This window comes from Pseudomonas sp. SWRI50 (assembly GCF_014269095.1).
In the GTDB taxonomy this organism is placed as follows: Bacteria; Pseudomonadota; Gammaproteobacteria; order Pseudomonadales; family Pseudomonadaceae; genus Aquipseudomonas; species Aquipseudomonas kermanshahensis.
Map to the genome: position 1 here is coordinate 53,793 of NZ_JABWRW010000010.1, position 25,657 is coordinate 79,449.

Here is a 25,657-nt window from a genome sequence, read left to right on the forward strand (position 1 = left end):
GCCCATTCCGGCTATCGCAGTGATCACATCTTGAAGGTGGAGAGCAAAATGCTGGTCTCGGTGTTCTCGATGTGCTGTATCGAGCGAATGGTGTTCAACGCCCGGTCGAAGGCCTCGAGGGTGTCCGCCCGCAGCTCGGCCATCAGGTCCCAGCGGCCATTGGTGGTGTGGATGGCCACCACGTTGGGGTGCCCGCGCAGCGCGTGCTTGACCTCCGCAGCATGGTGGCCGCTGATGCCGATGCTGGTAATTGCCCGTACGCCTTGCTCCAGGGCATCTGACCTGAGGCGAATCGTGTAGCCCATGATCACCCCTTGTTCCTCAAGCTTGGTGATGCGGTTCTGCACCGTTGCCCTGGCAACCTTGAGTTTCTTGGCAAGGGTGAGGATCGGCGTGCGTGCATTATCACGCAACAGCGCGATCAGTTCCCGGTCTACAGTATCCATGGTGCCTGCCCATTAATCAGATTGTTATTCTAGGGTCGCAGATTGTCTAGAAAGATGACGAAACTGGCAACCTGCTCTCTTCAATTTGACGCAACCTTTCATCAAACTCTTCGTGCTGGCAACCCCTCAACAATCTTAAGCGTTCACCCTGCAGGCCTTGAGGTGAGAGCGCGCGCATAAAAGGTGCAAGAGCATGACGTATTTCATTGATGTTCCAACCATGTCCGATTTGGTCCATGACATTGGCGTAGCGCCCTTCATTGGTGAACTCGCCGCCGCCCTGCGCGAAGACTTTAAACGTTGGCAGGACTTTGATAAGTCCGCCCGTGTTGCCAGCCATTCGGAAGTGGGTGTGATCGAATTGATGCCGGTCGCCGACACGCATCGCTATGCGTTCAAATACGTCAACGGGCACCCTGCCAATACAGCAAAAGACCTCCATACCGTCATGGCCTTTGGGGTGTTGGCCGACGTGGCGACCGGTTACCCGGTACTGTTGTCTGAACTGACCATCGCCACCGCCCTGCGCACTGCCGCCACATCCTTGATGGCCGCCCAGGCACTGGCCCGGCCGAACGCGAAAAAAATGGCGCTGATCGGCAACGGCGCGCAAAGCGAATTCCAGGCACTGGCCTTCCACAAGCACCTGGGTATCGAAGAAATCGTCGCCTTCGACACCGACCCGCTGGCCACCGCCAAGCTGATCGCCAACCTCAAGGAATACAGCGGCCTTACCATTCGCAAGGCCCGCTCTGTTGCCGAGGCGGTCAAAGGCGTCGACATCATCACCACGGTGACCGCCGACAAGGCCTACGCGACCATCATCACCCCCGACATGCTCGAACCCGGCATGCACTTGAACGCAGTGGGCGGCGACTGCCCAGGCAAGACCGAACTGCATGCCGATGTATTGCGCAGCGCACGCGTGTTCGTCGAGTACGAACCGCAGACCCGTATCGAAGGTGACATCCAGCAATTGCCTGGCGACTTCCCGGTGGTCGACCTCTGGCGTGTACTGCGGGGTGAAACCGAAGGCCGCCAAAGCGACAGCCAGGTAACCGTATTCGACTCGGTGGGCTTCGCGCTCGAAGACTATACCGTACTACGGTATGTACTACAGGAAGCCGAAAAGCGCGGCCTGGGCTCAAAAATCGACCTGGTGCCCTGGGTGGACGAAGACCCGAAAGACCTGTTCAGCCACACCCGCGGCCGCGCTGCCAAAAGCCGCATCCGACGCGTTGCATAACCCTACGGTCAGCTCTTAATTTCGGTATTCCAGATGGCATTTCCAACGCGTTCGATTCAAGCACCTGCGGCAGTGGTCATGGTCAGGCCGCACGCCTTCACCCCCAACCCGGAAACAGCGGCAGACAATTCGTTTCAGAGCACCCACCCTGACGTCGCCGCGCAGGCCTTGGCCGATGTGGCGCGCGACGAAGTCACCCAGGCCGCGGGGCGGCTTGAAGCCGAGGGTGTGCGGGTACACCTGTTCGACGACTTTGGCGAGCAGAACACGCCGGACTCAGTGTTCCCTAACAACTGGTTTTCCACCCACCCGGGCGGCCACATCGCGATCTACTCGATGTATTCGCGCAACCGCCGCCGCGAACGGCGGGCAGATGTCATCGAGATGCTCAAGCATGAGTACAGGGTGCAGGATGTGATCGACTATTCCGGGCTGGAACAGGACGAGCTGTTTCTCGAAGGGACCGGGGCAATGGTGTTCGACCATTTGTCCAGGGTCGCCTACACCGCCCGCTCCAACCGCGCCGACCCGATCGCCCTCGAGCGTTTCAGCACGCACTTCAACTTCGAGCCCATGGTGTTCGACACGGCCGACGAACAAGGCACGCCGATCTACCACACAAACGTCCTGATGTGCGTGGCAACGGAGTTTGCACTGGTGGGGTTTGACACGTTCACCAACCCGAGCCGTGCGCAGGAGGTGCGCATGCGCCTGATCGAGTCGGGCCGTGATGTGATCGACCTGAGCAACCAGCAGATCAGCCAGTTTGCCGGCAACGCCATCGAGCTTTCCGGGCGTGATGGTCGAATCCTTGCGCTTTCGCGCAAAGCGTTCGACAGCCTTACGGGCCAGCAGCGTCAACGCATCGAGCGTTCGGCGCGGCTGGTGCCTTTGGATGTGCCGACCATCGAGATGGCCGGGGGCTCGGTGCGCTGCATGATCGCCGGGATTCACCTGTCACCGAGAAGCTCACGCCCGCTTTCGATCAATTGATTCAACGTGTCGTGGAGGAGATCAACTGACCCTGTGGGAGCCGGCTTGCCGGCGATGCAAGCGCCGCAGTGTATGGCACCGGCTTTGCCGGTGATCGCCGGCGAGCCAGCTCCCACAAGACCCTGCTAAATCAATACGTTATGAGTTCCAAACGGTTTACTGCACAACCCCGCATGCCATCCGCGCACCACCACCGCCCAGTTTTTCCGGGTGGTCACTGTGGTTGTCGCCACCGGCATGCACCATCAACGCATGGCCTTTGAAGTCCGCAGCCTTGAGGCGTGGCGCGAGCACCGGATAGCTGGCCTTGCCATCGGCCCCCACGTACAGCGCCGGCAAGTCACCCCGGTGGCCGCTGTCATCGTAGGGGCCTTTATGCGCCTGGGTCGAATCCGGGTCCCAGTGGCCACCCGCCCCGCCAGCAGGCACCGGCTTGCCGTTCTCCTCCGTGGGAGCACACGACGCATTCTGATGCAGGTGGAAGCCATGCACGCCGGGTGGCAGGTCGTTGAGATCAGGGGTCAGAAGGGTGCCGTATTGGTTTTGCTCAATGCTGATGGTCCCGATCGACTTGCCTGGGCCGTCGGGGCCTGCCAGCTTGAGCTCCACCGTCTGGGCGGCCTGCGCAAGGCCGGTGCTGGCCAGCAATGCAACGAAAAGCGCTGCTTTCATGTTGGTTCTCCATGGCGTGGGATGACGGGTGTCGTACCCAGGTAACAGTTGGGACTGCACAGCCTGCCAGGTATTCCATTTGGCCACAGACTGAAACACTTCCCCCTGTGCGGTATGCACTCAGGCAGGTTGCTTGCGCGGTGTCAGCGACACCCAGTAGCGGGTCCGGTAATGCACCTGCAGCGGCAGGCTGGCAGCCAACAAGGCAAGGATGCGGTCGTTGTCGTCGAGCTGGAAGGTGCCGGTCACGCTCAGGCGCTCCAGGGCCGGGTCCCAACGCAGCAGCCCGGGGCGATAGCGGTCGAGTTCGCGCAATACATCGCCCAAGGGCTGGTTGTCGACCATCAACAGGCCTTGCTGCCAACCCGGTAACTGCGCGTCGAACGCCTCTATAGGCCCTGCCCCGCCTGCAGCAAGGGTTACCCTCTGCCCAGCCTGCAATGACAGCGCGCCGCCCTGGGCCGTTTGCAGGCGCACGGCGCCATCGCTGACCGACACGCGGTAGTGCTGCCCTTGCTGACGCACACAAAAACTCGCCCGGGTAGCAAAGACAGTGCCTTGGGCGGTCTGTACCTGCAACGGGCCGACGCAGTCCACGGCAATCTCACCCCGTACCAGTTGCACAACGTGCTGGCCGCCCTGCACAGACAGGTTCACCGCACTGGCAGTGTTCAAATGCACGCGCCCTCCCCCTGCCAGCACGTGGCCACGCCGTTCTCCGGTGGCGGTGTGCAGGTCGGCGCGCCAGCTGTCCACGGGTAGCTGACGGTAGCCATACCAAGCTAGCGGCGCCAGCGTGCCGATCGCCAGGGCCTGGCCCAGCAACCGGCGGCGGTCAGGGTCCGGACGGTCCAGGCAGGCCACGGCAAGCGACGATGGCACGGCGGAAAACTGCGTGCGCAGGGCCTCGGCTTTTTGCCACAGCGCTTCATGGGCAGCGCTGCGTGCACGCCAGCTAAGCAGCGCGGCAACCTGCCCATCATCCAGCGGGCCAGCGTCCTGCAAGGCCAACCAATGCGCGGCCTCGCGGGCCAGCTGCCGAGCGCGGGCGTCGACGGGCGCGCTCACAACGCCACCAACAGGCAATGCGCGTACGCCTTGACCATGTAGCGTTTGACCGTACGCTCAGAGACCTGCAAACGCTCGGCAATGGTTGCGTAGTCGACCCCTTCCAACTGCGCCCATAGAAAAGCTTGGCGCACGGCGCGTGGCAGGCCGTCGAGCAGTTCGTCCAAGGCCTGCAAGGCTTCAAGCAGTATCCAGCGTTGCTCCGGCGAGGGTGCCAGCGCTTCGGGCAGGTTGGCCAGGGCTTCCAGGTAAGCGCGCTCCAGGCTGCGTCGCTTGTAGTGGTTGATCAGCAGCCGCTTGCCCACGGTCAGTAGATAGGCCCTGGGCTCACGCAGGCTGGGTAGCGTCTGCCCGGGGTGCGCGGCGAGCACCCGCAAGAAGGTGTCCTGGGCCAAGTCGGCGGCCTCCCAGGCATCGCCCAGGCGGCGCGAGAGCCAGCCTTCCAGCCAACTGCGATGGTCGCGGTAAAGCGTGCCGAAGGAGGTTTCGTCTGCCGGGGTGGAGTCGGTCATTCAAGGGCACGCTAGCGGGCTAAAGGTATGAATGCGACTGATTCTAATTGCTTTTAGATCCCACCTCCAGCCAACAATTGCGTCATCACCTCGGCCAGTGCCTTGACCATCACGTCTGCCGTGGGCCGATGGACGATGACGATTTCGTAGCTGTCGACCTCGGGCAGCCCCTGCTCACCCCCCAGCACCCGGTGCTCGCGCGTTGCCGCCCGCGGCGGTAGCAGGCTGATGCCCATGCCATCGGCGACTGCAGCCTGGATTCCGCTGAGGCTGGAACTGGTAAAGCTGATGCGCCAGCGCCGGCCCATGCCTTCGATGGCGGTGATCATGTCATCGCGGTACAGCCCGCGTGGCGGAAAGGTCACCAACGGGATCGGGTCGAGTTCAAAAGCCGGCGTGCGCGCACTGTCTATCCACTGCAGGCGCTCTGGCCAGCAGGCCACCCCTTCGCGGCTGTTGCGCCGCTGCTTCAGCAGCACCAAGTCGAGCTCGCCATTGTCGTAGGCTTGGCTGAGGTCACGGCACAGCCCGCTGGTCACTTCCAGTTTGACCTGCGGGTGCAGCCGGCTGAACGCCGACAGGGCGTTGGTGGTGCGCCCACCGACGAAATCCTCGGGCACGCCAAGGCGCACGGTGACACCGACCATCGCCCCTGCCAGCGCTTCGAGCATCTGGTCGTTCAAGGCCAGCATATGGCGGGCATAGCCGAGCAAGGTCTGCCCAGCGTCGGTGGGCAGCACGTCACGGTTGCCGCGCACCAGCAAACGGTGGCCGACCATTTCTTCGAGTCGCCGCACCTTCTGGCTGATGGTGGACTGGGTCGAGTGCAGGCGTGCGGCGGCGGTGGTGAAACTGCCGCAATCGGCCACCACGACGATCGCGCGCAGCAAGTCGAGGTCGAACAGTGCTCTATTCGATTTCACGCTGATAGACATCTGGGTATTCAACTTCTGAATGGCAAGGTAGCGTTCTATCACGCCACCTCATACCCCGCAACGCGCTTGCTCAATCGCCGAGTGCCGCGCCTTCGCGTCGCGGGTCAGCCCCCCCGGACCAGCCAGCGCCAGTGCGCTGGATGATCTGCATGCCGCTGGTCATGGTCATGGGCGTGACCTCGTGCCCCCAGGCCGCCAGTTGCCGGATCAGCGCCGGGCTGGTCAGCCCCGCTTCCACCTCGGTACCGGCATTGCGGCTGCCGAAATTGGGCAGGTTGCTGGCTTGTTGCGGGTTTAGTTGCCAGTCCAGCAGGCCGACCAGCGCTTTGTTCACGTAGCCGATGATCTGCGAGCCGCCGGGGGAACCGACGCTGGCCACCAGTTCACCCGATGACCGCGAAAACACCAAGGTCGGCGCCATGGCCGACAAGGGGCGCTTGCCCGGCTCGACCCGGTTCGCCACGGGCTTACCTTGCTCCTGTGGCAAAAACGAGAAATCGGTCAGGTGGTTGTTCAGCAAAAAACCTTTGACCATCAAATGCGCCCCGAACGCCGCCTCCACTGACGTGGTCATGGCGAAGGCCTGGCCACTGTCGTCCACGGCAGAGAGGTGCGACGTGGAAATACGCAGCGGCGAACGGTCGGGGGCCATGGCCAGGTCGGCGCCCTGCGGGGTACCGGGGCGGGCGCGCTTCATGCTGTAGGTGCCGATCTGGGCGGCACGCCCAGCGAGGTAGGCAGGGTCGATGAGGGCTTTGACCGGCACCGGCACGTAGTCGCTGTCGGCCAGGTATTGGGCGCGGTCGGCATAGGCCAGGCGTTCGGCCTCGGCGATCACGTGGACCGCCAGCGGCGTGGGCTCCAGGCCGGCGGGCGATGACGTTGCGCGTGGCGCAAGTTTCGCCAGGTCATAGTGCGGCGACGCGCGCTGTAGCGCTTCAAGGATGCCCAGTGTCTGCAGTACAGCGACCCCGCCCGAAGAAGGCGGCGGCATGCCACAGATACGCCACAGTTTGTACGGGCCACAGACCGGCTCCCGCTCGCGCGCCCGGTACTGGCTCAGGTCCTGCAATGACAGTTGCCCGGCATTGGCATGCCCACGCACCTGGGCAACGATCGCTTCGGCCACTTCACCGGTGTAGAACGCATCAGGCCCCTGCGCGGCGATGCGCGCCAGGGTCTGCGCAAGCTCGGGGTTGCGCAGCAACGTGCCGACCGGCACTGGCTTGCCGTTTTCGCCGAGGAAGTAGCGGGCCATGCTGGGTGAGCGTGCGACATAAGGGTCAGCTGCCAGCAAGGTGTGTAGACGCTCAGAGACTGGAAAGCCCTTTTGCGCCAGCGCTATCGCAGGCGCGAACAAATCCTGCCACGCCAGCTTGCCATGCTGTTCATGGGCCAGTTTAAGCGCCCGTAGCACGCCAGGAACGCCGACCGCACGCCCACCGATTTGCGCCGCCCTGAATGGCATCGGCGACCCGTCGGCTTGCAGGAAGAGTGATTCCGTGGCCGTTGCAGGCGCCGCCTCACGGCCGTCGAACGCCTGCACACGCTTGCCATCCCAATAGAGGATGAAGGCCCCGCCACCTATGCCACTGGATTGCGGCTCGACCAGGGTGAGCACCATCTGCATGGCGATCGCCGCATCGATGGCACTGCCACCGGCGCGCAGCATCGCACGCCCCGCCTCGCTGGCCAGCGGGTTGGCAGCTGCGGCCATGTGCCGGCTGGCGTGGACGGGTTGCAAGGCGCTGCGGTAGCCGGACTGCAATTCTGGGGGTGGAGGTAGTACCTGGTCGGCCCAGGCCGGGCCAGCGGTGGTGGCCAGGCTTAGGGCGGCAATCAGTTGCCGAGGGCGTGATGAGAGGCTTGAGTGCATGGCGATGGATTGATTTCGCTTTTGAGATCGAGCACCGCCCGCGCGGCGCATCGCGAGCAACGCTCGCTCCTACGTTTGTTTCGGGCCAATTATGCCTGTGATGGCGGCGCGCGACCGCCTTGTTTTTCCAACTCGATATCGAGGCGGGCACCAAGGGGCGCGCGCGCCCATGCCATAGGACTCACCGGCCCGAAACAAACGTAGGAGCGAGCGTTGCTCGCGATGCGCCGCGCGGGCGGCGCTCGATTTTGCAGGCGCTGAAATTCTCCAGCCCTACCCCTACGCCACCTCTTCGAACGGCAAGCCCACATAGTTCTCGGCAATGTTCACCAACCCCGCCGGCGACGACAGGAAGTACTCGCGGTCAGCCTCCTGCATCTTCTGGTCCCAAGCGTCCTTGTGCGTACCAAAGTCATGCAGCAACTGGGTCATGAACCAGCTGAAACGCTCGCCCTTCCAGACCCGGCGCAAGGCCAGCGGCGAGTACTGCTGCAACAGGTCGGTGCGCCCTTCGTGGTAGACCTTGACCAGAATCCGGTACAGGTAATTGACGTCCGATGCCGCCAGGTTGAGGCCCTTGGCACCGGTAGGCGGGACGATGTGGGCGGCATCGCCGACCAGGAACAGGTGCCCGTACTGCATCGGTTCGACCACCAGGCTGCGCAGCGGGGCGATGCTTTTTTCCAGCGCAGGGCCGGTCACCAGGCTCGCTGCCACGTCCTCGGGCAAGCGGGCCTTGAGCTCCTCCCAGAAACGCTCGTCGGACCAGGCTTCGACCTGATCGTCCAACGGCACTTGCAGGTAGTAGCGGCTGCGCGTCTGCGAGCGTTGGCTGCACAGCGCGAAGCCCCGCTCGTGATGGGCATAGATCAGCTCGTGATTGACCGGCGGGGTATCCGACAACAAGCCCAGCCAGCCAAACGGATACACCCGCTCGTACTGCTTGAGCACACCCTCGGGGATGCTCTGCCGAGAAATGCCATGGAAGCCATCGCACCCGGCGATGTAGTCACAGTCCAGGCGGTGAACCTGCCCGTCCTTCTCGAACGTGAGGTACGGACGCTCGCCTTTGAGCTCATGCGGCTGCACATTGCTCGCCGCGTAGATGATCGGTGCACCACTGGCTTCACGGGCTTGCATCAAGTCACGGGTGACCTCGGTCTGGCCGTAGACCATCACCGTCTTGCCACCGGTCAGGGCCTTGAGGTCGAGGCGCTGGCGACGCCCGCCGACCAGCAACTCGACGCCTTCATGCACCAGCCCTTCGCGGTCCATGCGCGCAGCCACGCCGGCCTCACGCAACAGGTCGACCGTGCCCTGCTCCAGCACGCCGGCACGGATGCGGCCGAGCACGTATTCGGGGGTCTGGCGTTCGACGATGACCGTCTCGATGCCGGCCTTGTGCAGCAACTGGCCGAGCAGCAGGCCGGAGGGACCTGCACCGATGATTGCAACCTGAGTTTTCATTGTTGTTGTCTCTAGTCGGGCGATGCCGGCCCTGGACTGGCAGTGGCATGGCATCTGCTGTTAGGGTTTACACCTGCATTTTTACTGGCAAAGGCTGCCGGTTAAGTGTGCTATTCCATGCAAAACCTGCACTTTTACAAAAAACGTTCGATTAACGGACAGGCAAAACCGCATGAAATCCACCCTCCCCGGCATTCCGTTGTTCCAGCTGTACGGCGAAAACCAGGCGTGGCCTGGCACCGACCTGTTGCACTGCGAGTCGATCCCGGCACGCAGCCGCTTGCACCACTGGGAGATCAAGCCGCACCAGCATGCCGAGCTGTTCCAGTTGCTGTATGTGCAGCGTGGCCAGGCCGAGGTGGAGATCGAAGGTGTCCGCAGCTCGATCAGCCAGGCCGCCATCCAGGTGGTACCGCCACTGACCGTGCACGGCTTTCGCTTCAGTGCCGACATCCAGGGGCATGTACTGACCTTCGGCACCGCGCTGGTGGCCGAACTGGAACAGCAACTGGGCGCGCCCGTGGGCATGCTGGCCACGCCGGCGTGCTATGCGTTGGGCAAGGACCGCCAGCGTTTACGCAGCCTGATCGACACACTGCAGCAGGAATACCAGGGCAATGCCCCGGCACGGGCGACGATGCTGCAGGCGCTGGTGACCGCGTTGATGGTCTGGATCAGCCGCCGGCAGCAACTGGGCCAGGCGCCCCGTAACCGTGACGAACGGGACCGGCAGTTGCTCGGGCAATACCTGCGCCTGGTCGAGGCGCATTACCGCGAGCATTTGTCCGTGGAGGACTTCGCCGCGCGCCTGAACGTCTCGAGCCTGCAGCTCAACCAGCTGTGCCGGGCACTGAGCGGGCAAACGGCTTTGCAGGTGGTGCATCAGCGGCTGCTGCTGGAGGCGCGGCGCAACCTTCTTTATACGCGCATGAGCATTGGGCAATTGTCGGATAGTCTCGGGTTTACCGACCCCACCTACTTCGCGCGGTTTTTCAAGCGGCTGAGCGGGCAGACGCCCAATGGCTATCGCCGGGTGGGGGTGCCTGAATAGCGCCCCTGCTTGACGTAAACGTCAACCTGCATTCAGGATAGCCCCATACCCCACGCCGAGCCCCCGCATGAGCCTGCAGACCTACAGCATCTCCGACCTGTCCCGCGAGCTGGACATCACCACCCGTGCCATCCGCTTCTACGAGGAACAGGGCTTGCTGAGCCCCGAGCGACGTGGCCTGGAACGCATCTACTCGGCGCGTGACAAAGTCAGCCTGAAGCTCATCCTGCGCGGCAAGCGCATTGGTTTTTCCCTCGCCGAATGCCGTGAACTGATCGAGCTGTACGACCCCACCAGCGGCAACCTGAAACAGCTCAACAGCATGCTGGTGAAAATCGCCGAACGGCGTGCCCAGCTGGAGCAGCAGATGCTCGACATCCACCAGATGCAACTGGAGCTCGACACCGCCCAGGAGCGCTGCGAGCAGGCCCTTGCCGCGACCTTGAACAATAAAGACAACCGTTGACCCGCCACAGGAAACCCGCCATGTCCTTGCCTAAAGAAGTCCGTCTGGTCGAAGTAGGCCCCCGCGACGGTCTGCAGAACGAAGCCCAGCCCATCAGCGTCGCCGACAAGGTGCGCCTGGTTGACGACCTTACCGAAGCAGGCCTTGCCTACATCGAAGTCGGCAGCTTTGTCTCGCCCAAGTGGGTACCGCAGATGGCTGGTTCCGCAGAAGTGTTCGCAGGCATCGTGCAGCGCCCCGGTGTTACCTATGCCGCCTTGGCGCCGAACCTGCGCGGCTTCGAAGATGCGCTGGCTGCCGGGGTGAAAGAGGTGGCGGTGTTTGCCGCAGCGTCCGAGGCGTTCTCGCAGCGCAACATCAACTGCTCGATCAGCGACAGCCTCAACCGCTTCGAGCCGATCATGGAGGCTGCGCGCAGCCACGGCGTGCGCGTGCGTGGCTATGTGTCGTGCGTCTTGGGCTGCCCTTATGAAGGCAAGGTCAGCGCCGAACAGGTCGCCCCGGTCGCCCGCGCCCTGCATGACATGGGCTGCTACGAGGTATCGCTGGGCGACACCATCGGTACCGGCACTGCAGGCGATACCCGCCGGCTGTTCGACGTGGTGTCGGCCCAGGTGCCGCGCCAGCAGTTGGCCGGGCACTTCCACGACACCTATGGCCAGGCCTTGGCCAACGTCTATGCCAGCCTGCTTGAAGGTATCAATGTGTTCGACAGCTCGGTGGCCGGGCTGGGTGGCTGCCCCTATGCCAAGGGCGCCACCGGCAATATCGCAACCGAAGACGTGGTGTACCTGCTACAGGGGCTGGGCATCGAGACGGGCATCGACCTGGACCGCCTGATCGCCGCAGGGCAACGCATCAGCACGGTGCTGGGCCGCGCCAATGGGTCGCGAGTGGCGCGCGCACGCAGCGCGCACTAGTCACACGGGTGTCACATGAATGTGGGTGGAGTGTTACCTTCCCCACGTTTCGCAGCAAAAAATCGGGTAACAGGGAAACAAATCGACAAAATTTCAGGTCGAGCGTTTTCCACCAAAACACCTAAGTGCTTGATTTTAAAGGATTTGAAAAAGTTGGCACGGGCCATGCTATATCTTTGGTACAAGAACAATAAAAATGTGACACCCAATAAAAACAACAGGTAACGGCTCTGACATAACAAGAACAACACGGCAGAGGCGTAGCAAGCAGATTTTTTTGGAGTAGACACGCTTTTCAGGGGTACGCCCCGCGGTCTGACACAGAACAATAAAACTACCTCAAGGTAGCGGCAGTCAGCATCGGATCAGTCATGATGAAAGCAGGTCAGCGCTCAAAAAAATACGTTTGTTCTTGACCCCGCATGGGGGTCGCCCGCGACACAAAGACAGGCTGACAAAAACAACAAAAGGCCGTCTTCAATAATAAAAAGAGCAGGCAACAACGCTTTGGGGGGAGCTTCGGCTCCCCTCAGTGCTTCCTGCCCTCCTCCTCGCTCTGTTTCTCCTCATCCTGTTTCTCGAACTTGTCCACCAACATAGGCATCGTGCCCAGCACCAGCAGTGCCAGCACCGTGCTGATCAATGCCGTGGCTTCGCGCCCCATGCCGGCGGCCGTACCGATCGCGGCAGTCATCCACAGCCCTGCTGCGGTAGTCAGCCCTTTCACATGGCTGGCGTCCTGGCCGTTACCCTTGAGAATGGTACCCGCCCCCAGAAAACCGATCCCGGCGACAATGCCCTGGATCACCCGGCTTAGCGCCTGCTCGTCGGCCCCGGCCATGCTTGGCGCCAACACGAACAGCGCAGCGCCCAGTGAGACCAGCATGTGGGTGCGCACGCCGGCAGACTTGCCTTTGTGCTCACGCTCGAAACCCAGCACCGCACCCAGCACGGCCGCCATCAGCAGGCGCACCAGCACCCGCGTGACTTCGCGCTCGTCGCCGAGGTCGGCGAACTCGGCCTGAATGGTTTGCCAAATCGGATGCCACCAAGGGTTCATCGTGACGCTCCTGATCAAAATGCGCTGGGGCTGCCTCTGTGAGAGTTGACTCGCGCAGCGCCAGCAAGTGCGATACATCCCGCCCAGCGGATCGATGCAGCAACCACCTCTGCACAGTGGTCACAGCTGTAACCGCCACCAAGAGGACATTCCCATGCCGGTTGAAATCGACGAAAGCACCCGCCGTTGCACGCTCATCGGCGACCATGTGCACCTCGAAGGCGATGGCCCTGCCATTGAAATCATCACCGATGAACAGCTGCGCATGTCGGTGGCGGTGCTGGCGGGGGAACGGGTGCCTATCACCGAAGCAGAAGCTGATGCCCTCACCGTAGCGGGTGCGGTGGATAGCCGCAGGCATCTGAAGACCAGCGTGCCAGGCTCGGTAATCTAAGGCCTGGCGTGGTTTTGCTGATCATCTGATACGGTTTTTATCGCCAAACCTGAGCCTGTGCTGATAACAGCTCGGGGGCCATAGTGCTCATGCCTGATCGAGGCCTGATGAGCACCGAGCCATGAACGATAGAATCCCCTTTACCGAGATCGCCGCGCCCGCAAGTTCAGCCGCCAAACGCCACGTTGACAGCGGCCTTCACACCCGCAGTTTCACCGGGCTGTACCGCAACCTGCGGATCGGTTTCGCGGGGGCCTTGTTCGCACTGTTCTTTGGCACTGCCTGGCTTACCTGGAACGGCCGCCAGGCAGTGCTCTGGGACTTGGGCAGCAGCAAGTTCCACATCTTCGGCACAACGTTCTGGCCGCAGGATTTCATCCTGCTGTCTGCGCTGTTGATCATCTGCGCCTTTGGCCTGTTCGCCATCACGGTCTACGCCGGCCGCGTGTGGTGCGGGTACAGTTGCCCACAAAGTACCTGGACCTGGTTGTTCATGTGGTGCGAAAAGGTCAGCGAGGGTGACCGCAACCAGCGCATCAAGCTTGCCGCTGCCCCCTGGAGCCTGGAAAAACTGGCCCGCCGGGCGCTCAAGCACAGCCTGTGGCTGGCCATCGGCTTGCTCACCGGGCTGACCTTCGTCGGCTACTTCACCCCGATACGGCCCCTGGCGGCAGAACTGTTGACCTTGCAGTTGGGTGGCGTCGCGCTGTTCTGGGTGTTGTTCTTCACTGCCGCCACTTACATCAATGCCGGCTTGCTGCGCGAGGCAGTGTGCCTGCACATGTGCCCCTATGCCCGCTTCCAAAGCGTGATGTTCGACAAGGACACCCTGGCGGTGGCCTACGACCCGCGCCGCGGCGAAACCCGTGGCCCACGCAAGAAAGGCAGCGACGCCCACGCCCAAGGCCTGGGCGACTGCATCGACTGCACGATGTGCGTGCAGGTCTGCCCCACCGGCATCGACATCCGCGATGGCCTGCAAATGGCCTGCATTGGCTGCGCGGCCTGCATCGACGCCTGTGACGGGGTCATGGACAAGATGGGGTATGCCCGCGGCCTGATCGGTTACAAGTCTGAACACAGCCTGCAGGGCGGCACCACCCACTGGCTGCGCCCGCGCCTGTTGGGCTACGCCGCGGCACTGGTGGTGATGATCGGCGCGTTGGTAGTTGCCTTGCAACAGCGCCCGATGGTGTCGCTGGACGTGATCAAGGACCGCGGCCTGTTCCGCGAGAACGCCCAAGGCCAAATCGAGAACATCTACCTGCTCAAGGTCATCAACAAGACTGAAAGCACCCAACGTTATCACCTACGCCTGCTGGACGCTGACGGCTTCACCCTGCAGGGCAAAACAGAGTTCATCATCCCGGCTGGCGAAATGAGCGAACTGCCGGTCTCGGTGGCGATGCTTGCAGAACGCCCGACCAGCAGTTCGCAAACCTTGAGTTTCGAAGTGCAGGACAGTGACGAACCTGCCGTACGCAGCGTGGCACAAAGCCGCTTCGTCGCACCGATGAACCGCTGATCCCTTACACTGTTTTTCCACCTTGCCTGCCAGGCTTCGACAGAAGGCCAGAATGAAACGCTACGAACGATTCGCCGATGACATTGCCGAACTGATCCGCTCGGGTGTGCTAGGCCCTGGCCAGCGGGTGCCCTCGGTGCGCTATGCCAGCCAGACCCACGGGGTCAGCCCATCCACGGTGTTCCAGGCCTATTACCTGCTGGAACGGCGCGGGTTGATCCGCGCGCGCCCGCGTTCGGGGTACTTCGTCAACGCCCATGCACCGCGCCAGTTCTGCGAGCCGCAGGCCTTGCAGCCGGTCAGCGAGTCCACCGATGTCGACGTCAGCGCGCTGGTGTTCTCCATCCTCGACTCGATAAAGGACCCCAACACCGTGCCGTTCGGTTCGGCCTTCCCAAGCCCCGAACTGTTCCCGCTGCAGCGTTTGTCGCGCTCGCTGGCCAGTGCCAGCCGTGCGATGGACCCGCGCATGGTGGTCACCGACCTGTCGCCCGGCAACCCTCAATTGCGCCGGCAGATTGCCCTGCGCTACATGGTCGGCGGGCTGATGCTGCCGATGGAAGAGCTGCTGATCACCAATGGCGCGCTGGAAGCCCTGAACCTGTGCCTGCAAGCCGTGACCGAACCCGGCGACCTGGTGGCGATCGAAGCGCCGGCCTTCTATGCCTGCCTACAAGTGTTGGAGCGGCTCAAACTCAAAGCTGTGGAAATTCCCGTTCACCCCCGCGAAGGCATGGACCTGAGCGTGCTGGCGCAGACCCTGGAGAAGCACCCGGTCAAGGCCGTATGGTGCATGACCAACTTCCAGAACCCGGTAGGCGCCAGCATGCCGGAGGCCAAGAAGCAGGCGCTGGTGGAGTTGCTGGCACGCCATCAGGTGCCGCTGATCGAAGACGACGTCTACGCCGAACTGTATTACGCGCAACAGGCACCCAAACCCGCCAAGGCCTTCGACACCCAAGGCCTGGTGATGCACTGCGGTTCGTTCGCCAAGAGCCTGGCGCCCGGCTACCGCATCGGCTGGGTGGCCGCCGGGCGTTTCGCGCAGAAGATCGAACGCCTCAAGTTGATGACTTCGCTCTGCGCATCGATGCCGGCACAGGCGGCCATCGCCGACTACCTGCAACACGGCGGCTATGACCGCCACTTGCGCAAGCTGCGCTACGCGCTGGAAGGCCAGCAAGCCAACATGCTCGCCGCCATCTCCCGCCACTTCCCGGCGCAGACGCGGGTCAGCCAACCGTCTGGGGGCTACTTCCTGTGGCTTGAACTGCCAGAGCAGATGGATGCGCTCAAGCTGTTCCACATGGCCTTGGCCCAGGGCATCAGCATCGCGCCCGGCCCCATCTTTTCACCGACCCGTCGCTTCGGTAATTGCATCCGCCTGAACTACGGCAGCCCCTGGCATGACGGCGCCGAAAAGGCCATGGAAACCCTGGGGCGAATCATTCGTTCATTTTGATAGCTGTCAGCCTGCGCCGCGTCTATAGTTGCCCGATCCGCTCACCGGTTCGCCACCATGCAGCCAGTCACGCAAGCTTCCTACGAGCAACTGCAGGCACGTGTCGCAGAGCTTGAAACCCTGCTGGCCCAGCGCGGTGACATTGCGCAGGCAAACAACAATCTGCTCGGCGAACTGGTCGATAACAGCTTGGCCAACGTATTTGCAGCCGACCGCAAAATGCGCCTGTTGGCGATCAATCGCACAGCCCGCGAAACCTTCCAGCGGTGGCGCGGTTTTGTGCCGCAGATCGGCGATTACATCCCGCAGTTTCTGGCCAACCAACCGGACATCATGGGCCGCTTGGCCCCGGTGTGGCCGCGCCTGCTGGCCGGCGAAGCGTTCATCGACACCATCGCCCTCGGGCCACCTGACGCCCTGCGCCACTATGAAATCCGCTACCACCCGCTGCTCGACGCGCAGCAGCGCATCCAGGGCGGCTATATGTTCGCCTACGACATTACCGAGCGCATTGCCGAGCAGGAACGCCTGCTCCAAACCGAAGAGGCGCTGCGCCAATCACAGAAAATGGAAGCGGTCGGCCAATTGACCGGTGGCATTGCCCATGACTTCAACAACCTGCTTGGCAGCATCCTCGGCGCACTGGAGCTGGCCGAGCAACGCCTGAGGCAGCATCGTGTGTCCGACACCGCCAGGCTGCTCGAAGTCGGCAAGAACAGCGCGCTGCGTGCAGCCTCGCTGGTGCAGCGCCTGTTGGCTTTTTCCCGCCAGCAGACACTGCTGCCGCAACCCGTCGATGTACAGCGGTTGGTGGCCGGCATGCACGACCTGATCCGCAGTTCGATCGATGCGCACATCGACTTGCAGGACCGGACACTGGCCGGTCAGTGGTCGATCCGCATCGACCCCCAACAGTTAGAAAACGCCCTGCTGAACCTGTGCATCAACGCCCGCGATGCCATGCCCCTGGGCGGCACCCTGCGCATTGGCTGTGAGAATGCCGAGCTCGACGACGAGCAGGCCCGCCGCCTGGACGTGCCGCCAGGGCAATTTTTGCACATACGGGTGGACGACACTGGCATGGGCATGAGCAAGGACGTGATGCAGCGTGCCCTCGACCCGTTCTTCACAACCAAACCCATGGGCCAGGGTACTGGCCTGGGGCTGTCGATGGTCTATGGCTTCGTGCGCCAGTCTGGCGGGCAATTACGCATTGACAGCACGCCTGGGCAAGGCACCAGCGTCCACCTGTATCTGCCCCGGAACGAAAGCACCACCCCCGAGCATCCTTGCGCTACGCCTGAAAATACTGACGCCAGGCCGGTTCACAGGCCACACCGGATCATGCTGGTAGAAGATCAAGCGACCCTGCGCCTGGTACTCGGCGAAGTGCTAAAAGAGCTGGGCCACGAGGTCCAGGTTTTCGAGGACGGCCGCAGCGCACTCCAGGCGTTGCAGCACAGCCCATTGCCTGACTTGTTGATCACCGATGTTGGCCTGCCCGGCGGCATCGACGGCAACCAGCTCGCAGAGGCCTATCGGGGCCTTGCCAACGAAGCACCGGTGATACTGATCACCGGCTACGACATTGCCAGCAGCATGGCCCGAGGCTGGCCTGCAGAGCGCACCGAGGTGCTGTCCAAGCCCTTCGAGCTCAAGGCACTGGGTGAGCGGATCGATCGCTTGCTGGGCGTGGACGCGCATTTGCGTTAAGGGTGTTCTCGCCCTTGGGGTGAACACGTTAGAGTTTGGGCCTTTAATTTCGTCGGACGTCGGCATGCCTTCCCGCGACCTGCTTTCCCTGCGCCAACATGTCGAAGACCTGGAGCGCCGTAACGCGCTGCTGGAGTCGCAGTTGGCGAGCCACCAGGAGCACGATCAGATCCTCTATCGTTCGTTGTTTGACACCATGGACGAAGGGTTCTGCATCATTGAATTCTTCGATGGGCCACATGGCCCATTGAGTGACTACGTGCATGTCGTGGCCAATGCGGCGTATGCGAAACATGCCGGCATCCCCAATGTGGTCGGGCAAAAACTGCGCGAGATGGTCCCCGATGAGGCCGACGATTGGGTAGCCCGCTACGGTGAAGTGCTGCGCACCGGCGAGCCGCTGCACTTCGAACAGGAGCTGGTTGCCACTGGCCATGTCCTGTCCGTCACGACCTTTCGCGTCGAACCCGCCGAGCGGCGCCAGGTGGCGGTGCTGTTCAAGGATGTCACCGCACGGCGTCGTGCAGAGCTGGCCTTGCAGCGCATGAACGAAGAGCTCGAAGAACGGGTCAATGCGGCGCTGGCAGAGCGCCGGTTGTTTGCCGAAGTGGTCGAGCACAGCCTGGCTAACGTGCACATGATCGATAGCAACATGCGCTGGCTGGCGATCAACCGGCAGGCCAAGCTGGAATTTCATTACCTGTACGGCGCCACCCCGGAAGTGGGCGACTCTGTGACCACGCTGATGGGCGACAACCTCACCGACCTGAACGTGATCATGCCGATGTGGCAACGTGCGCTGGGGGGCGAGCAGTTCACAATAACTCAGCGTTTCGGCAAGGGGGCTACACAACGGCATTACGAGCTGCGCTTCAACTGCCTGCGCGACCCTGATGGCGCGATTCTTGGTGCCTACTTATTCGCGTATGACATCAGCGAACGCGTCGCCGCCCAGCAGCGCCTGCTCAGCGCTGAAGAGGCACTGCGGCATGCGCAGAAAATGGAGGCCGTGGGGCACTTGAGTGGTGGCATCGCCCATGACTTCAACAACCTGCTGGGTAGCATTCTGGCGGCCCAGGAATTGATGCAGCAACGCTTGCAACAGGCGCGTCACGACCAACTCGGCAGCCTGCTGGACGTTGCCAGTGGCGCGGCGCAGCGTGCCGCCGCCGTCGTGCATCGCCTGCTGGCGTTCTCGCGCCAGCAGACGCTGCAACCCCAGCCCACCGATGTCACCCAATTGGTCAATGACATGGAGCAGCTGGTCCGTGGCAGCATCGGTCCGTCCATCCAGTTGCACAGCCACTTCCCGCAGCACCTGTGGCCAACGTTCATCGACCCGCCACAACTGGAAAACGCCCTGCTCAACTTGTGCATCAACGCCCGAGACGCACTGCCAGAAGGTGGCGCGATTTCCCTCAGCGGCGACAACCTGACCCTTGACCTGCAGCGTGCCCAAGGGCTCGACCTGGCTGCAGGCGATTACCTGCGCCTTGGGGTCAAGGACAACGGGCGAGGCATGTCGGCAGAGGTCGCGGCGCGCGCCGTGGATCCGTTCTTCACCACCAAGCCGATGGGCCAGGGCACTGGCCTTGGGCTTTCCATGGTTTACGGCTTCGTGCGCCAGTCAGGGGGGCAGATGCGTATCCTGTCCAAGCCCGATGAAGGCACGCTGGTCGAACTGTATCTGCCCCGCCACCTTGCGTGGCAAGCGATGAACAGCTTCCAAACCCCGGCTCAGCGCCCGGCGAGTTGCAACACCGTGCAGGCTGGGCAAATCGTGCTGGTAGAAGACCAGGAGCCCCTGCGCTTGGTCATCCACGAAGTACTCGAAGAGCTCGGCCATGACGTCCAGGCATTCGCCGACGGCCCAAGCGCGCTGGCGTACCTCGAGCGCTGCCCGCCGCCGCACCTGCTGATCAGCGATATCGGCCTGCCCGGGGGCCTGAACGGTCGGCAGGTCGCCGACCGATGCCGCGTACGGCACCCGCACATAAAAGTGCTGTTCATCACCGGTTACGATGAAAGCGCTGTACTCAGTCACGGCCAACCCCTGGAAGCGTCCAGTGTATTGACCAAACCCTTTGACCTGGCGGCACTCGTGGAAAGGGTCGCACAGCTGCTGATGCATTAGCGGCCTGTGGTTTATCGATGGAGCGAAATGAATGCCCGGTGAATGCTTGAATACAACCGATGAGCTGGAGGGTTTACGCCAGCGAATCGATCAGCTCGAACAGCAAAACAGCCAGTTGAACAGCGAACTGTTGCGCTTGAACGCACGCGCGCAGGCGTCGGAAGGCTACCGCTTTCTGTTCGAGAACATGGAAGAAGGCTTCTGCATCATCCAGTTCATCGATGGACCGCTTGGGCCGTTGAGCGATTATGTACACCTGATGGCCAACCCGGCTTACTGCAGGCATGCCGGGCTGCCCAATGTCGTGGGCCGGACCCTGCGGGAAGTGATACCCGACGAGGCCCATGTCTGGCTGGACTACTTCGGCACCGTGGAGCGGACTGGCAATCCGCTGTACTTCGAGCATGAGTTGCTTGCCACCGGCCGCTGCCTTGGGCTGGCGGCAATCCGTATCGAACCGGCCCACAACCATCAGGTGGCGGTGATCTTTCGTGATGTGACAGCGCGCAAGCGCGCTGAGAGTGCCCTTCAAGACCTCAACGCAGAGCTTGAGCAGCGTGTCGAACAAGCCGTGGCGCAGAGCCAGAAGGCCGAAGAGGCTTTGCGCCAAGCGCAGAAAGTCGAGGCTGTAGGTCAGCTGACAGGGGGCGTTGCGCACGACTTCAACAACCTGCTCGGCGGCATACTCGGCGCACTGGAGCTGGCCAGGGACAGGGTGGCCATCGACCAGCCCAAGGCAACCATCACCCCCTTGCTGGAAAGCGCCCATAGCGCGGCACAACGGGCTGCGGCGCTTGTTCATCGATTACTCGCGTTCTCCCGTCAACAGACCTTGCAGCCACGCGCCACCGACGTCGCGGTGCTGGTCACCGGCATGCTAGACCTGATCAGCCGCAGCACCGGCCCCCACATCGAACTCGACTACCAGTGCAGCGACGCTTGCTGGACGGTGCATATCGACCCTCCTCAACTTGAGAGCAGCCTGCTCAACTTGTGCATCAACGCACGCGATGCCCTGCCCGACGGGGGCAGGGTCCGTATCGCCCTGTGCAATGTCTCGTTGACCAGCGAGCAAGCTGCGCAGCTTGAGCTGACGCCTGGCGACTACCTCTGCCTCAGCGTCGAAGACAACGGCAGTGGCATGACGGATGAGACCCTGACCCGCGCCGTCGACCCGTTCTTCACCACCAAACCGCTTGGCCGCGGCACGGGCCTGGGGTTGTCGATGGTCTTCGGTTTTGTGCGCCAGTCCGGTGGGCAACTGCACATCGCATCGTCCCTGGGCCAGGGCACCACGGTGCGCTTGCTGCTGCCGAGACACCACGCGCAGCCTGCGCCTGCCGTACTCAAACCCGTTGCACCGGCACCGCGCTCCAATACAAGCGCGACAAAGCGAATCGCCGTGGTCGAAGATGTCAGCGCCATGCGCCTGGTGATTGCTGAAGTGCTGCATGACCTGGGCCACGACGTGATGATGTTCGAAGATGGCCCCCAAGCGCTTGCAGGCTTGGCAGAGCAACCCGCGCCCGACCTGCTGATCAGCGACGTGGGCTTGCCGGGCGGGATCAACGGGCGCCAGTTGGCCGACACGTTGCGCGGGCGTTACACCGGGCTCAAGGTGCTCTTCGTCACGGGCTACGACGAAAGTGCAGCGCTGGCTAACGGCAACCTGGAAACCGACATGCGCGTGCTGACCAAGCCCTTCAGCCTCGAGGCACTGGCCGAGCAGGTCGGCCAGTTACTGGAAGGATAAGGCGCCTCAGCGCCCGCCGCCCAAATCGACGAAGCTGCCGGTGGAATACGAGGCCTTGTCCGAGAGCAACCAGACAATGGCCTCGGCAACTTCTTCTGGCCGGCCGCCGCGGCCCATGGGCAAGCCGGGTTCGAGCTTGGCGACCCGGTCCGGGTCACCGGAAAGCGCATGGAAGCCGGTGTGTATATAGCCTGGGCGCACGCCATTGACCCGCACGCCCTCGCCTGCCACTTCCTTGGCCAAGCCAAGGGTAAAGGTATCCAACGCGCCCTTGGAGGCCGCGTAGTCGACGTATTCGTTGGGCGAGCCCAGGCGCGCAGCCACTGAAGAGACGTTGACGATCGCCCCGCCCTGCCCGCCATGCCGACGCGCCATGCGCAACAGCGCATGTTTGGCGCAAAGCATGGGCCCAACGACATTGGTCTTCATCATCTTGAGCAAGCGAAACTCGGACATCTCCTCGACACGGCTTTGCTGGCCGATGGTGCCCGCGTTGTTGACCAGCGCAGTCACCGAGCCAAGCGCCTCATCGACACGCTGGAACAGCTGAATGATTTCATCCTCGACACTGACATCGGCCCGCACCGCAATCGCTTCGGCGCCAAGCGCGCGAACCTGCCCAAGGACGCGCTCGGCAGCCTGGTCATCCGCGTGGTAATTGATGCAGATACGATACCCCTGCCGAGCGGCCAGCAGGGCTGTCGCCGCGCCGATACCTCGGCTGGCGCCAGTAATGACGATGACATTCTCCATGGGCCTGCCAATGCTGTTGAAAGTGGGCTTTCGACAATAGGACAAATGCCAACGCATGGGAATGCCACCCCTTCCCCATAGCGCACAATCGCACGCAACGTTGACCCAGCTCTTGATCCGGCCCTTGATCCAGCTCTTGATCTTGATCTTGATCTGGCTTTTGACCTTCAGCGACTCAGGAGGCCGAGCGCAGGCCTTGCGGAGGGAGGTGACGGGCAAGGATGCCCGTCAAGCGCTGGGGCCCAGGATGGGCCCTGCAGCGCGGTCCTCCCGGGAGCAAGGCCGTAGCGAGGGGACCCCGAAGCGCAGCGTAGGGGCCGTATGATGGAGCGCAGCCCTTTTTGGTTACTTTTTGGGGCGTTTGCCAAAAAGTGACCCGCCGTAAGGGCGGAAAGGTGACTAAGCGTCGCCTTGGCAACTGGCCCCTGCCACACCTTCAACACCAACAACACCAACAACACCAACAACTACTATCCCATCAGTGCCCCGCAGAAGGCCCAGCCTTAGCCGTAAACGGCGGCCGCGCAAACCAAACCAACAAAATCAACCCCGCAAACACCCAAGTCATCATCATGAAATAGTCCACCGTAGACATCATGTAAGCCTGCGCATTCACGATCTGCTCCAACCGCGCATAGTTCTGCACACTGGCCCCCCCAAGCTGCTCCAGCGTATGCCGCGTCGCCGGATCAAACTGGCTGATATTCTCACTCAGATACGCATGATGCTGATCCGCCCGCCGTATCCAGATCCACGTCGTCAGCGACGCCGCAAAACTCCCCCCCAGCGTACGCAGAAAGGTCGCCAGCCCCGAGCCATCGGCAATCTGATGCGGCGGCAAGTCCGACAGCAAAATGCTCAACGTCGGCATGAAGAACAGCGCCACGCCAATCCCCATGAACAATTGCACCAACGCCACATGCTGGAAGTCCACCTCACTGGTAAACCCAGCCCGCATGAAGCAGCTCGTGCCAATCGCCAGAAACGCCAACCCCGCCAGCAGCCGCAAGTCGAACCGATGCGCGTACTTGCCGACAAAGGGCGACATGATCACCGGCAACAGCCCGATCGGCGCAACCGCCAACCCCGCCCAAGTCGCCGTATAACCCATCTGCGTCTGCAACCACTGCGGCAGGATCAGGTTGATACCGAAGAACCCCGCATAGCCCCCGACCAACACGATGGTGCCGACCCGGAAGTTGCGGTGCACGAACAGCCGCAGGTTGACCACCGGATGCCGATCGGTCAGCTCCCAGATCACGAACACCGCCAGGAACACCACCGAGATCAAGCTGCCCATGATGATGAACGACGACTCGAACCAGTCCAGGTCATTGCCCTTGTCGAGCACCACCTGCAACGCCCCCACCCCCACGATCAGCGTCAAAAGGCCGATGTAGTCCATCGGCTGGCGGCTGGTTACCACCGGCCGCGAGCGCATCTGTTGGCGTACAACAGCAGCGGCGAACAGGCCGATCGGCACGTTGATGAAGAAGATCCACGGCCAGCTGTAACTGTCGGTGATCCAGCCCCCTAGTATCGGCCCGGCGATCGGCGCCACCACCGTGACCATCGCCAACAACGCCAGGGCCATCCCCCGTTTCGCCGGCGGGTACACTGCTATCAGCAAGGTCTGGGTCATCGGGTACAACGGCCCTGCCACCACGCCCTGCAACACACGAAAGCCCACCAGCTCCGGCATAGACTGGGCGATGCCACACAAGAACGATGCCAGCACGAACAGCAACGTGGCCCAGATGAACAACTTCACCTCGCCAAAGCGCCGGCTCAGCCAGCCTGTAAGCGGCAAGGCGATGGCGTTGCTCACGGCGAACGAGGTGATCACCCAGGTGCCCTGCTCATAGCTCACCCCCAGGTTGCCGGAAATGGTCGGCAAGGCCACGTTGGCGATGGTGGTGTCGAGCACCTGCATGAACGTCGCCAGCGACAGACCGATGGTGGTCAGCAACAGGCTCGGCGGCGTGAACTGGGCGGCAGCCTGGTTGCTCATCGCTGCGCCGTCTTGCCGGATGCGCTGTTCTCGTGAATCAGCCGGGCGATCAGGTTATCGGCATCGACCAGTTGGCGGTCGTACACCTGGGTGGTGTAGCTGGCCTGCTGTGGCGGTTGCTGGGCCAGGGTCGGGCCGCTCTGGTCGTGCAAGTCGACCTCCACCAGCGTCGACAGGCCGATACGCAGCGGATGGTCCTTGAGCTGGTCCGGGCTTAGGTGAATACGCACCGGCACCCGCTGCACGATCTTGATCCAGTTGCCGGTGGCATTTTGCGCCGGCAGCAGAGCGAACGCGCTGCCAGTGCCTGCACCGAGGCTGTCGACCGTGCCGCTGTACTTGACCGCGCTACCGTACAGGTCGGCGCTGATTTCCACCGGCTGGCCGATACGCATGTCGCGCAGCTGGGTTTCTTTGAAGTTGGCATCGATCCACACCTGGTCCAGGGGGATTACCGCCATCGTCGCGGTGCCCGGCTGCAGGCGCTGGCCCAGTTGCACGGTGCGCTTGGCGACATACCCGGTCACCGGCGCTACCAAGGTGGTGCGGGCGTTGTCGAGGTAAGCCTGGCGCAGGTCGGCAGCGGCTGCCATCACTTCAGGGTGCGAGGAGACCACGGTGTCGTCGACCAGCGCGGTGCTGGTGTTGAGCTGCTGACGGGCACTGGCCAGGGCGCTCTGGGCCACACTCAGGTCGTCACGGGCGTGGGAGATTTCTTCTGCAGCAATCGCACCGCTGTCGGCCAGCACCTTGCGCCGGTTGTAGTTGTCCTGGGCCTTTTGCAATTCGGCCTGGCGCGTCTGCAACTGGGCCTTGAGCCCATCGACGTTACTGTACAGGCCACGCACCTGGCGCACCGTGCGCGCCAGCTTGGCTTCGGCAGACTGCAGCGCCACCTCGCTGTCGGACGGGTCGAACTGCAGCAGCACTTGGCCGGCGTGAACCAGGTCGCCGTCATCGGCACCAATGCTGGTGACGGTGCCGGTCACCAGCGGGGTGATCTCCACCACGTTGCCATTGACGTAGGCGTCATCGGTGCTTTCGTGCCAGCGCCCGACCAGGGAATACCAGGCCCAGGCGCCGACACCGCCAAGGATCAGCAGCAGAAGCAGGCCAAGCAGCCAGGCCTTGCGTTTGCGCGACGGCGCAGGTGGGTCGGCAGGGGTTGGGGTGTCTGTGGAAGTGGCCATGACAATACCT

22 protein-coding genes are annotated in these 25,657 nt (G+C 62.6%); 11 read left to right on the plus strand and 11 right to left on the minus strand.

All coding sequences use genetic code 11. From position 1 onward, the window contains the following. Positions 1–23 precede the first annotated feature (23 nt). Positions 24–446: an Lrp/AsnC family transcriptional regulator gene (locus tag HU750_RS12965; RefSeq protein ID WP_027593533.1), complete on the minus strand. Its 423-nt coding sequence runs from the start codon at positions 444–446 to the stop codon at positions 24–26. 193 nt (positions 447–639) lie between these two features. On the opposite strand from HU750_RS12965, the gene ocd reads away from it, so the two are divergent. Then, positions 640–1,692, plus strand: coding sequence for an ornithine cyclodeaminase (gene ocd, locus HU750_RS12970; RefSeq protein ID WP_186680187.1), 1,053 nt, complete (start codon positions 640–642; stop codon positions 1,690–1,692). Positions 1,693–1,725: 33 nt separating this feature from the next. Then, on the plus strand, positions 1,726–2,685 hold the full coding sequence (ctlX, locus tag HU750_RS12975; protein WP_186680189.1) for a citrulline utilization hydrolase CtlX: 960 nt from the start codon (positions 1,726–1,728) through the stop codon (positions 2,683–2,685). Positions 2,686–2,841: 156 nt separating this feature from the next. Here ctlX and sodC read toward each other — a convergent pair whose 3' ends face one another. The 6 genes from sodC to pobA all read right to left on the minus strand — a co-directional run bounded on the left by sodC (position 2,842) and on the right by pobA (position 9,215). Then, positions 2,842–3,357 (minus strand): superoxide dismutase family protein, encoded by a 516-nt coding sequence (gene sodC / locus HU750_RS12980; RefSeq protein WP_186680191.1) that lies wholly within the window; start codon positions 3,355–3,357, stop codon positions 2,842–2,844. A gap of 120 nt (positions 3,358–3,477) precedes the next feature. Further along, the gene (locus tag HU750_RS12985; RefSeq protein ID WP_186680194.1) at positions 3,478–4,425 is read right to left on the minus strand and encodes a FecR domain-containing protein; all 948 of its coding nucleotides are present in this window, start codon (positions 4,423–4,425) and stop codon (positions 3,478–3,480) included. Continuing rightward, positions 4,422–4,937: a sigma-70 family RNA polymerase sigma factor gene (locus HU750_RS12990; protein WP_186680196.1), complete on the minus strand. Its 516-nt coding sequence runs from the start codon at positions 4,935–4,937 to the stop codon at positions 4,422–4,424. Before HU750_RS12990 ends, HU750_RS12985 begins: the two co-directional genes overlap by 4 nt. Before the next feature lie 53 nt (positions 4,938–4,990). After that, positions 4,991–5,872, minus strand: a complete 882-nt coding sequence (locus tag HU750_RS12995) for a LysR substrate-binding domain-containing protein (protein ID WP_085274280.1) — start codon at positions 5,870–5,872, stop codon at positions 4,991–4,993. A 70-nt stretch (positions 5,873–5,942) separates the two neighbouring features. Continuing rightward, complete coding sequence (ggt, locus tag HU750_RS13000; protein ID WP_186680198.1) at positions 5,943–7,748, minus strand: gamma-glutamyltransferase; 1,806 nt, start codon at positions 7,746–7,748, stop codon at positions 5,943–5,945. 279 nt (positions 7,749–8,027) lie between these two features. Further along, positions 8,028–9,215 carry a 4-hydroxybenzoate 3-monooxygenase gene (gene pobA / locus HU750_RS13005; protein ID WP_186680200.1) on the minus strand — a complete coding sequence of 396 codons (1,188 nt, stop codon included), beginning with the start codon at positions 9,213–9,215 and terminating at the stop codon, positions 8,028–8,030. A gap of 172 nt (positions 9,216–9,387) precedes the next feature. On the opposite strand from pobA, the gene HU750_RS13010 reads away from it, so the two are divergent. The 3 genes from HU750_RS13010 (at position 9,388) to HU750_RS13020 (ending at position 11,652) form a co-directional block, all read left to right on the plus strand. Then, positions 9,388–10,266, plus strand: a complete 879-nt coding sequence (locus tag HU750_RS13010; protein ID WP_027593542.1) for a helix-turn-helix domain-containing protein — start codon at positions 9,388–9,390, stop codon at positions 10,264–10,266. A 67-nt stretch (positions 10,267–10,333) separates the two neighbouring features. Next, positions 10,334–10,732, plus strand: a complete 399-nt coding sequence (locus HU750_RS13015) for a MerR family transcriptional regulator (protein ID WP_027593543.1) — start codon at positions 10,334–10,336, stop codon at positions 10,730–10,732. Positions 10,733–10,752: 20 nt separating this feature from the next. Then, positions 10,753–11,652, plus strand: coding sequence for a hydroxymethylglutaryl-CoA lyase (locus HU750_RS13020; protein WP_186680203.1), 900 nt, complete (start codon positions 10,753–10,755; stop codon positions 11,650–11,652). A 529-nt stretch (positions 11,653–12,181) separates the two neighbouring features. Here HU750_RS13020 and HU750_RS13025 read toward each other — a convergent pair. Continuing rightward, positions 12,182–12,712: an MgtC/SapB family protein gene (locus HU750_RS13025; protein WP_186680204.1), complete on the minus strand. Its 531-nt coding sequence runs from the start codon at positions 12,710–12,712 to the stop codon at positions 12,182–12,184. Between the two features lie 154 nt (positions 12,713–12,866). Here HU750_RS13025 and HU750_RS13030 point away from each other — a divergent pair, with 154 nt between their 5' ends. From HU750_RS13030 to HU750_RS13055, 6 genes are all read left to right on the plus strand, one after another. Beyond that, a complete protein-coding gene (locus HU750_RS13030) occupies positions 12,867–13,106 on the plus strand; it encodes a DUF3203 family protein (RefSeq protein WP_027593546.1) in 240 nt (79 codons plus the stop codon). 121 nt (positions 13,107–13,227) lie between these two features. Next, positions 13,228–14,631: a cytochrome c oxidase accessory protein CcoG gene (gene ccoG / locus HU750_RS13035; protein WP_186680205.1), complete on the plus strand. Its 1,404-nt coding sequence runs from the start codon at positions 13,228–13,230 to the stop codon at positions 14,629–14,631. Positions 14,632–14,683: 52 nt separating this feature from the next. Beyond that, on the plus strand, positions 14,684–16,093 hold the full coding sequence (gene mapR, locus HU750_RS13040; protein WP_027593548.1) for a GntR family transcriptional regulator MpaR: 1,410 nt from the start codon (positions 14,684–14,686) through the stop codon (positions 16,091–16,093). Between the two features lie 57 nt (positions 16,094–16,150). After that, the gene (locus HU750_RS13045) at positions 16,151–17,806 is read left to right on the plus strand and encodes a PAS domain-containing hybrid sensor histidine kinase/response regulator family protein (RefSeq protein WP_186680206.1); all 1,656 of its coding nucleotides are present in this window, start codon (positions 16,151–16,153) and stop codon (positions 17,804–17,806) included. Between the two features lie 64 nt (positions 17,807–17,870). Beyond that, positions 17,871–19,940 carry a hybrid sensor histidine kinase/response regulator gene (locus HU750_RS13050; protein WP_186680207.1) on the plus strand — a complete coding sequence of 690 codons (2,070 nt, stop codon included), beginning with the start codon at positions 17,871–17,873 and terminating at the stop codon, positions 19,938–19,940. Between the two features lie 46 nt (positions 19,941–19,986). Next, positions 19,987–21,693, plus strand: a complete 1,707-nt coding sequence (locus HU750_RS13055; protein ID WP_225935633.1) for an ATP-binding protein — start codon at positions 19,987–19,989, stop codon at positions 21,691–21,693. A gap of 6 nt (positions 21,694–21,699) precedes the next feature. On the opposite strand, the gene HU750_RS13060 is transcribed toward HU750_RS13055, so the two are convergent. The 3 genes from HU750_RS13060 to HU750_RS13070 all read right to left on the minus strand — a co-directional run bounded on the left by HU750_RS13060 (position 21,700) and on the right by HU750_RS13070 (position 25,647). Next, entirely contained in the window at positions 21,700–22,446 is a 747-nt protein-coding gene (locus HU750_RS13060) for an SDR family oxidoreductase (RefSeq protein WP_186680209.1), read from the minus strand. 478 nt (positions 22,447–22,924) lie between these two features. Continuing rightward, the gene (locus tag HU750_RS13065; RefSeq protein ID WP_186680211.1) at positions 22,925–24,457 is read right to left on the minus strand and encodes a DHA2 family efflux MFS transporter permease subunit; all 1,533 of its coding nucleotides are present in this window, start codon (positions 24,455–24,457) and stop codon (positions 22,925–22,927) included. Continuing rightward, positions 24,454–25,647 (minus strand): HlyD family secretion protein, encoded by a 1,194-nt coding sequence (locus HU750_RS13070; protein WP_027593554.1) that lies wholly within the window; start codon positions 25,645–25,647, stop codon positions 24,454–24,456. The genes HU750_RS13065 and HU750_RS13070 overlap by 4 nt, the downstream gene beginning before the upstream one ends. Positions 25,648–25,657: the final 10 nt, after the last annotated feature.